Source organism: Paenibacillus sp. NPDC058367 (assembly GCF_042723305.1).
Taxonomy (GTDB): Bacteria; Bacillota; Bacilli; order Paenibacillales; family Paenibacillaceae; genus Paenibacillus_AQ.
The window spans coordinates 1-7,653 of record NZ_JBHXIZ010000015.1; the positions used below are offsets into that span (position 1 = coordinate 1).

The following is a 7,653-nucleotide window of genomic DNA, read 5'->3' on the forward strand; positions in this document are numbered from 1 at the left end:
GCGCCGATGGTACTTGGACCGAAGGGTCCTGGGAGAGTAGGACGTTGCCAAGCACGCAAGACCACTGTTGAGTAATCGACAGTGGTCTTTTTGTTATGTCTATTTACTTAATGGATTGTTAAGATTTAAATTTTGTTTGACAGACCACATTGATTAATCCATAATACAATTCATACTAAACATATAAGAATTATAGGGGGAGCGGATTATGTCATATTTTAATGTATCTGTTAAGAAACCGGTTCTGTTGGGGGCGATAGCAGTTTTGCTATTGATGGTAATTGCAGGATGCTCGGGATCTAATAATAAGGCTGCTTCAAATAAAGATGCGCAGGAAAGTGCGAGTCCAGCAACAGCAACTCAGAGTCCTCAAGCGGCAGAGCCGGCAGTTGGAGGAACCTTCGTCTATGGACGCCCTGCATCTGTAACCTCGTTGGATTTGCATAACCAGATTACGTCCAACAATGCTTTTGCAATCGACAAAGTATTTGAATCGTTAGTTGCTTTTGACAGCAAGGGCGAAATTGTAGATTGGCTTGCGAAGTCACATAGTATCAGTGAGGATGGCCTGACGTATACTTTTGAACTTCGCGACGGCGTAAAGTTTTCAAACGGTACGGATGTGACTGCAGAAGATGCTGTATTCTCCCTTGAGCGGCACTTGAAGGTTGGCGGCCCGCTGGCAATATCGGCAAAGGTCGGCACAATTAAGGCGCAGGATAACAAAACGCTTGTTATTACACTTAAAGAGCCTTATACACCATTTATCTCAGAGCTATCCAATTTCTCAAATGGCATCCTGCCTAACAATTTTGGTGGAGTTTCCGAAGAAGAATTCTTTAAGAAGCCCATCGGAACGGGACCGTTTGTGGTTGAATCATGGGATACAGCAGGGGATCTGACCTTTACTAAGAACAAATTCTACTGGCAAGAAGGAAAACCATATATTGATAAGCTTGTTTATAAGTTGATTGAGGATGATAGCCAAGCGATCAACCAGCTGAAGGCTGGGGAAGTTAATGCTATTGAATCTTTAGCGCTGCAAAATGCCAATGAGATCAAAGATGGAGCTGACACTAAAGTAATTACTAACGGCAGTTGGGTGACAGAGCAATTGTTCTTTAATACGCTGGATGAACATTTCTCGGATGTGCATGTTCGCCGCGCGCTGGCTCTGGCACTTGATCGTGAAGGCTTGACCAAAGCATTAACGTTTGGTTATGCACAAACGGCAAACTCATTACTGCCAACAACGATTCCTTATAACTCCAATGAAACAATCAAGGCTCTGAACTTCAATGTTGAGGCAGCCAAGGAGGAGCTTGCTAAATCTGCCTTCCCTAATGGATTCACTACCAAATTACTTGTAGCCTCCGGCAATAGTACAAGAGCGCAAGAGGCGCAAATTATTCAGGCAGCGGGTCAAACGATCGGGATTACAATTGAGATTGAGTCGATTGAGCTTGCTACTTTCCGTGAACGGTTCTTTGCATATGATTTCGCCGCAATGCTCAACAGCGGTCAAGCGGATTCCCCGGAAGCGAACTCGATCATTGCTTTCCAAACCGATCCGGAAGGCTTCAGCAAATCGTATTGGACGCATTATACGAATGATGAAGTAACGAAGCTTCTATATGAGGGCCAAAAAACTGCAGATGGCGATGCTCGTGCGCAAATCTATACTAAACTGCTGCAGACACTTGCTGATGAAGTACCTTATATTCCGCTTTATTATCCAGATGTCTTGAAAGGTATTCGTTCTTCTGTTGATGGTCTTGTTGTTCTACCTAACGGCAGCGCCCGTTTCGAAGATGTCCACATCAGCCAATGACGAATCTTAAGCAGGTGTTAAATCAACCTAGAGGAAGCAAGGACTCTTACAACTGGCTTGTGATATCACTTATAAAGGCGCTGGCAGTGATCTGCTGCGTAATGATAGCAGTCTTTTTCATCATCCGAATTGTGCCTGGAGATCCAGCTAAAATGATATTGGGAGAATACAGTACCCCTGAGGCGCTCAAGAGTATGCATCATACTCTTGGGCTGGACCTTCCTTTATGGGAGCAGTTCATGCGATTTCTGAAGACGCTATTTACTCAGGGGGATACTGGAAACTCCATTGTTATGGGTACATCAACAAGAGAGTTGATTATGCAGCGTGCCCCTGTCACTTTGTTGCTCATAGTAATGGCGTGTGTGTTGGCGATTTTCGTATCACTTCTGCTTGCTACAGTAGCAGCTACGCATAAGGATAAACTGCTGGATCATTTAATACGTATTTTTCCTACAATAACTTTGGGTATGCCAATCTTCTGGGTTGGCTTACTTTTAATTTTGCTCTTTAGTGTCCGGCTTGGCTGGTTCCCTGTTGGGGGAGTAAGTGAAGGGTGGATTGGAACTTTGCACAGTCTTGCACTTCCGGCAATCACCGTTGCTTTCTCACAGATCCCTACGCTGGTCCGTTCGTTAAGAGCTCAGATGCTTGAAGTGTTAGAATCGGATTTTGTAGTTACACTTAAGGCTGCCGGAATACCAAGCAGGGTTATTTTATTTAAACATGTGCTGCGCAATTCGGCTCTTCCAACATTGATGCTGATGGGTGTGAATATTTCTTATCTAATCGGCGGCACATTGGTCGTTGAACAGGTGTTTGGAATAAAGGGAATTGGCAGCTTGTTATTCACTTCAATTTCGAAACGGGACTTTCCGGTTATTCAAGGAATAGCACTTTACTGTGCGCTAGCTGTTGTGATCATCAGTCTCTTGATTGAAATCATTTCTTGGTGGCTTGATCCCAGAACGAAGGGAAAACAATGAAAACGATAAGACTAGAACCACGATTGTATGAGGCTGGTAAAATGACTAGCGGCTTAAAACGAATATGGAATACCCCTTCACTTCTAGTGGGATTGATTATGTTTGCAGCTCTTATTCTCTTGACTGTGTTCATACCGTATATAAGTCCATATGATCCCTCCGAGCAAAATTTGAGCGCCTTTCTGCAGCCTCCGTCGGCTGAACACTGGCTAGGAACCGATCAGCTGGGACGTGATCTGTTTACTAGATTGATTTATGCAGCGAGGACTGATTTAAAAATCATGGTCTTGGCAGAAATCATTCCCTTTTGCATAGGTGTGTTCCTAGGAATGCTAGCAGGATATTACGGCAAATGGATTGATACAGTTATTACGCTGCTGTCAGATACGTTGATCGCTTTTCCTTTTTATCTAATCGTCATTATCGTTGCTTTTGCCAGTGGAGCAGGAGAACGAGGCATTTATATTACGTTTATCCTTGTAGGTTGGATTGTCTTTGCCCGTGTAGTGAGAGGTCTTAGCGCATCTTTTCGCAATCAGGAATGGGTGGCATCCGCTCAAACCTTAGGGCTACCCGGAGTAAAAATTATTTTGCGTCATCTGCTGCCCAATGTACTTCCGCAAGCCGTTGTCGTTCTTATGACAGACATGATTGGATTGCTTGTTGCCATTGTTACACTGGGGTATCTTGGGATCGGTATTACACCGCCAACTCCAGACTGGGGAACTATGATCTCGGATGGACAGCCCTTCATCACTACAGCTTGGTGGCTCTCAGCTGTCCCAGGATTTGCAGTGGTGTATACCGGAATAGCTTTGTCGCTCCTAGGTGATGGTTTGGCAGACATATGGAGGAAAAAATGATGTCTATACAACCCATTTTAGAAATAAACGCACTATCGCTGGCAGCGAAGTCAAAAGAGAGATTAGTCAACAATGTTAGCTTTTCGCTGAGCAAAGGGGAGAGTCTAGGATTAGTAGGTGAGTCGGGTTCAGGAAAATCGCTTACGCTGCGTGCAATTCTGGGACTACTTCCAAATGGTGTTGAACAGACAGGTGGCACCATTAAGAGTGACGTAAGCAGTGCGATGGTGTTTCAAGACCCAAGAGGTGCGCTTGATCCACTCTGTATGGTTGTCAATCAGCTGGCTGAAGTCGTGTATTACAGACAGAAAGTTAGTCGAAAGGCTTCGCGAATGATTGCGCTGGAGCTACTCGAAAGGCTTGGTCTCCCTGATTCTTTAAAGATAAAGGATCGATATCCGAGTCAGCTGTCAGGCGGTCAATGTCAACGGGTAGTCATCGCTTTGGCACTGGCGTGCAAGCCAGGTATTCTTCTCTGTGATGAGCCGACAACGGCGCTGGATGTCACGGTTCAACGACAAATTATTGAAACGATCACGAACCTCCAGCAGGAGTTGGGATTTGCTATGGTTTTTGTAACGCATAATCTCGCGATTGCAGCCAACTTGTGCTCACGCCTATGTGTAATGAAACAAGGGCAGATTGTGGAGCATGGCGCTACCCTTGATATTTTGCAAAATCCATCCGACCCTTACACACAGATGCTGATTGATTCGGTGCTTCCTTTGCCAGAGCTTGAAGGGAGTAGAGACTCATGGAACTAGCCTTACAAATAAAAGATTTAACTGTTCACTACGGCGGATTTACTGCACTGGATTGTATCAATTTGAATCTTGAGCAGCACACCACTCTTGGACTTGTTGGAGAATCCGGTTCAGGGAAATCTACGCTGGCGCGAGTAATTGCTGGACTGATTGCCCCGCATGAGGGGAAGATTCTGTTAGGTACCCAAGAGTTAAAAAAGAAAAGGAGCCGTGAGCAGCGTAAAATAATCCAGATGATCTTCCAAAATCCTGATGCATCGCTGAATCCAAAGCATTCGATTAGGCAAATTCTTTCCGAGCCCTTATTGTTTCATAAAATTGTGGGACGTACGGACGTTGAGCAAAGATGTAAAGAGCTTTTGAACCAGGTTCATTTGGAGCAAAAGGCTTTAGATAAATTCCCGCATGAATTTTCAGGTGGTCAACGGCAACGGATAGCGATCGCTCGTGCATTAAGCGTTGAACCAAATATCCTGATCGCCGATGAACCAACCAGCGCGCTGGATGTATCTGTGCAGCTTAGTGTGCTCGAACTGTTCAATACGCTGAAAGCTGAGCTTAATCTCACCATGCTTTTTATTTCCCATGATCTAGGAGTAATTAATGCAATTAGCGATACGGTAGCAGTTATGCGGCAAGGAAAGCTCGTGGAGCAGAGTCCGAAGGATCAATTCTTCATCCGGCCTAAACATGAATACAGTTACGAGCTGTTGTCGGCAGTTCCTAAAATGCCAAAATCAAGTACATCAGGAGGTTTCTTATGAGCCCAGAATATAATGTACATGTGCCACTTTCAGTGGATGAGTACAATAAGCTTACACAATTGATTTCTACTATCTTGTTTACTGAGCACCCACCAGTTATCATCCCAGCTGAGGCAATTCTGGGGATCGAGGCAGTGGCTGCAGGAATAGCCGCGCCTGGTCGAACCATTGTAAATATAGTAACAGGTCCCTATGGAAGTCTATTTGGAAAGTGGCTTGAACGGGGAGGAGCAACGGTTATTGAAGTAAAGGTTCCTTTTGATGAAGTGGTCACTGGCGACCAAGTTGCTTCCGCAATTAAAGAGTTTAGCCCTTGTGCCCTTTCCTTTGTTCAGGCTGAAGTAGTTACAGGTGGTTCTAATCCGGCTAAAGAAATATTTAAGATTGCAAAGGAGTTCAATCTCATTACTGTGACGGACTCAGTTTCTGCGGTTGGGGGAGAGGCGTTACTGGTCGATGAATGGGGAGTTGATTTTGCTGTGATAGGCGCACAAAAAGCCTTGGCTGGACCTAACGGTGTTAGCGCCGTCAGTATTTCACCACGTGGCTGGCAATTTCTTGAGTCTAATAAAAATGCACCGCGTAACTCCATTCTGTCCTTGCTGGATCTCAAACCTTCGCTGGATGGCACTGCGCCGCTACGGGTTGCTCCAAATATCCCTACTTTAGAGGCTCGAGCTCTGATCCTGGCCTTGACACGAATTGAAGAAGAGGGATTGGAGCAAATCATTCAGCATCATGAAAGGGCTGCAGCTGCTACATTAGCTGGTATAGAATCCTTGGGGCTTGAGCCTTGGCAAAAGGACAGCAGACATTATTCTACACTGACTACAACGGTTCGGATTGCTGGAAAGCAAGATTTGCAGATCGAAAAACCTATAGGCATTGTGGCTCCAGGAGACGGAGAATTATTTGGCCATCTTTTGCGGATCAATCATTTCGGAACAAATGCTGCTCGGAAAAGTGTGGAGGAAGCCATATCAACGCTTGCTGAGTTATTGAAACAGGACCCTGATCAGGCATTACATGCTGTTCGGCTGGCTTGGGGGGAATGAAGATGATCCATAAGCATCCAGAGCTGCATACATTCAAGGATATTCATATAGCAGGCATCGAAGGTAAACGATTTGATGTTGTGATCAAGGATGGCTATTTTTCATCTATTACTGAAGCGGAGTCGCAACAAAATAATTCAACTCCTACAGGCACAGAACTATGGATAAGTCCTGGTATAATTGATCTTCATACGCATATGGCTTGGACAGACTTTGACCATGCAGATCAATTAAAGCGCGACTCCCAGCAGATCGAAGCCATGCAGGCACAAGCCTTTGAGGCTACTTTAAGGACAGGTGTAACGACTGTACGTGATGCAGGCGGAATTCTGCCCAGCACAGTGCAGCATCTTGTTCAGCAATATCAGCAGCCTTTAAGAGTGCATACCAGCAGCGATATGCTTGGAGCAGCAGATGCCCGTGGACTTAAGCATTTGGAACAACGGATGGCAGAAATCTTTGCTACAGGAGCGGGTTGGATAAAAATCATGGCCACAGGCGGTCTTGGGGCACCCACCGAGAAAGTCGTAGATCCGATCTTTTCCGAAGAAGAGTTTGCATTCATTGTTCGTAATGCACATGCCCATGATAAGAAGGTACTGGTTCATACCTGGGGTGGAGTGACGATAGACTGGTCCATTCAGGCCGGGGTGGAATCTATAGAGCATGGGATGTTTCTAACTGAAGATCAGGCAGGGAGACTTGCTAATTCGGAGGTAGCTTTTGTACCTACTACATCCATCTATCGCATTGCCGCAGATCCGAAAGGCGTTCTAGCGTTGAACCCGATCATTTGCGAACGAGCTGCCCGTGCTGCTGAATCACATTCCAAAGCCATTAATTATGCAAAAAGAGAGGGAGTTCGTATTGGATTCGGTACAGATTATGCTACACCCTCATTACATGGTTATAACCTTCAAGAACTGGATACGTTGATTGATTATGGCTTAACTCGCAGAGAAGCGTGGCAGTCAGCTACTAAAAGCGCTGCTGACATTCTAGGGAGCGGTAACGAGCTGGGGCAGATTGCAGAAGGTTTTATTGCAGATGCTGTTGTTTTCAATGTCGATCCATACCAGGCGTATAATGCAGAGATACTTCGAAACAGTATTGTTTCCGTAATTACTGGAGCGAAGGAAGCGGAATTAATTTAGATTCGTCTAAGCTATCTTCTGAAAACAACTGATATCTTTTTCAGTTGTTTTTCTTTTATATTATGGAATGTATATAAGGCAACAGTATATAAAGATAGAGTGTATTCATTAATACATGATTTATGGTTTTTAAATCTTTCAAAAAAAAGTGTTGCAATGAATCTCTATACATGATATATTCTATTTCTGGCCGAGAAACACACATGCCGAGCTCGAAAAAGAAGTTAAAAAAAGAG

The 7,653-nt window shown here is 44.7% G+C and carries 7 protein-coding genes; all 7 read left to right on the plus strand.

Features of this window, described 5'->3' with window-relative positions; all coding sequences use genetic code 11:
- The first annotated feature begins 208 nt into the window (after positions 1 to 208).
- Genes ACFWMP_RS31335 through ACFWMP_RS31365 form a run of 7 tightly spaced genes read left to right on the plus strand, consistent with a single transcriptional unit; the run spans position 209 to position 7,417 of the window.
- Positions 209 to 1,831, plus strand: a complete 1,623-nt coding sequence (locus ACFWMP_RS31335) for an ABC transporter substrate-binding protein (RefSeq protein ID WP_379426198.1) — start codon at positions 209 to 211, stop codon at positions 1,829 to 1,831.
- The gene (locus tag ACFWMP_RS31340; protein WP_042183789.1) at positions 1,828 to 2,817 is read left to right on the plus strand and encodes an ABC transporter permease; all 990 of its coding nucleotides are present in this window, start codon (positions 1,828 to 1,830) and stop codon (positions 2,815 to 2,817) included. The genes ACFWMP_RS31335 and ACFWMP_RS31340 overlap by 4 nt, the downstream gene beginning before the upstream one ends.
- Positions 2,814 to 3,680 carry an ABC transporter permease gene (locus tag ACFWMP_RS31345; protein ID WP_143764167.1) on the plus strand — a complete coding sequence of 289 codons (867 nt, stop codon included), beginning with the start codon at positions 2,814 to 2,816 and terminating at the stop codon, positions 3,678 to 3,680. Before ACFWMP_RS31340 ends, ACFWMP_RS31345 begins: the two co-directional genes overlap by 4 nt.
- The gene (locus ACFWMP_RS31350; protein ID WP_379426201.1) at positions 3,677 to 4,444 is read left to right on the plus strand and encodes an ABC transporter ATP-binding protein; all 768 of its coding nucleotides are present in this window, start codon (positions 3,677 to 3,679) and stop codon (positions 4,442 to 4,444) included. The genes ACFWMP_RS31345 and ACFWMP_RS31350 overlap by 4 nt, the downstream gene beginning before the upstream one ends.
- Positions 4,435 to 5,208 (plus strand): ABC transporter ATP-binding protein, encoded by a 774-nt coding sequence (locus tag ACFWMP_RS31355; protein ID WP_076287055.1) that lies wholly within the window; start codon positions 4,435 to 4,437, stop codon positions 5,206 to 5,208. The genes ACFWMP_RS31350 and ACFWMP_RS31355 overlap by 10 nt, the downstream gene beginning before the upstream one ends.
- Positions 5,205 to 6,263 (plus strand): pyridoxal-phosphate-dependent aminotransferase family protein, encoded by a 1,059-nt coding sequence (locus ACFWMP_RS31360; RefSeq protein WP_379426203.1) that lies wholly within the window; start codon positions 5,205 to 5,207, stop codon positions 6,261 to 6,263. Before ACFWMP_RS31355 ends, ACFWMP_RS31360 begins: the two co-directional genes overlap by 4 nt.
- Before the next feature lie 2 nt (positions 6,264 to 6,265).
- Complete coding sequence (locus ACFWMP_RS31365) at positions 6,266 to 7,417, plus strand: amidohydrolase family protein (protein ID WP_379426205.1); 1,152 nt, start codon at positions 6,266 to 6,268, stop codon at positions 7,415 to 7,417.
- Positions 7,418 to 7,653: the final 236 nt, after the last annotated feature.

Bases quoted from the DNA above. Each gene is read 5' to 3' on its own strand.
- ACFWMP_RS31340 (WP_042183789.1), top strand. From the start codon at position 1,828: ATGACGAATCTTAAGCAGGTGTTAAATCAACCTAGAGGAAGCAAGGAC.
- ACFWMP_RS31345 (WP_143764167.1), top strand. From the start codon at position 2,814: ATGAAAACGATAAGACTAGAACCACGATTGTATGAGGCTGGTAAAATG.
- ACFWMP_RS31360 (WP_379426203.1), top strand. From the start codon at position 5,205: ATGAGCCCAGAATATAATGTACATGTGCCACTTTCAGTGGATGAGTAC.
- ACFWMP_RS31365 (WP_379426205.1), top strand. From the start codon at position 6,266: ATGATCCATAAGCATCCAGAGCTGCATACATTCAAGGATATTCATATA.
- ACFWMP_RS31355 (WP_076287055.1), top strand. From the start codon at position 4,435: ATGGAACTAGCCTTACAAATAAAAGATTTAACTGTTCACTACGGCGGA.
- ACFWMP_RS31350 (WP_379426201.1), top strand. From the start codon at position 3,677: ATGATGTCTATACAACCCATTTTAGAAATAAACGCACTATCGCTGGCA.
- ACFWMP_RS31335 (WP_379426198.1), top strand. From the start codon at position 209: ATGTCATATTTTAATGTATCTGTTAAGAAACCGGTTCTGTTGGGGGCG.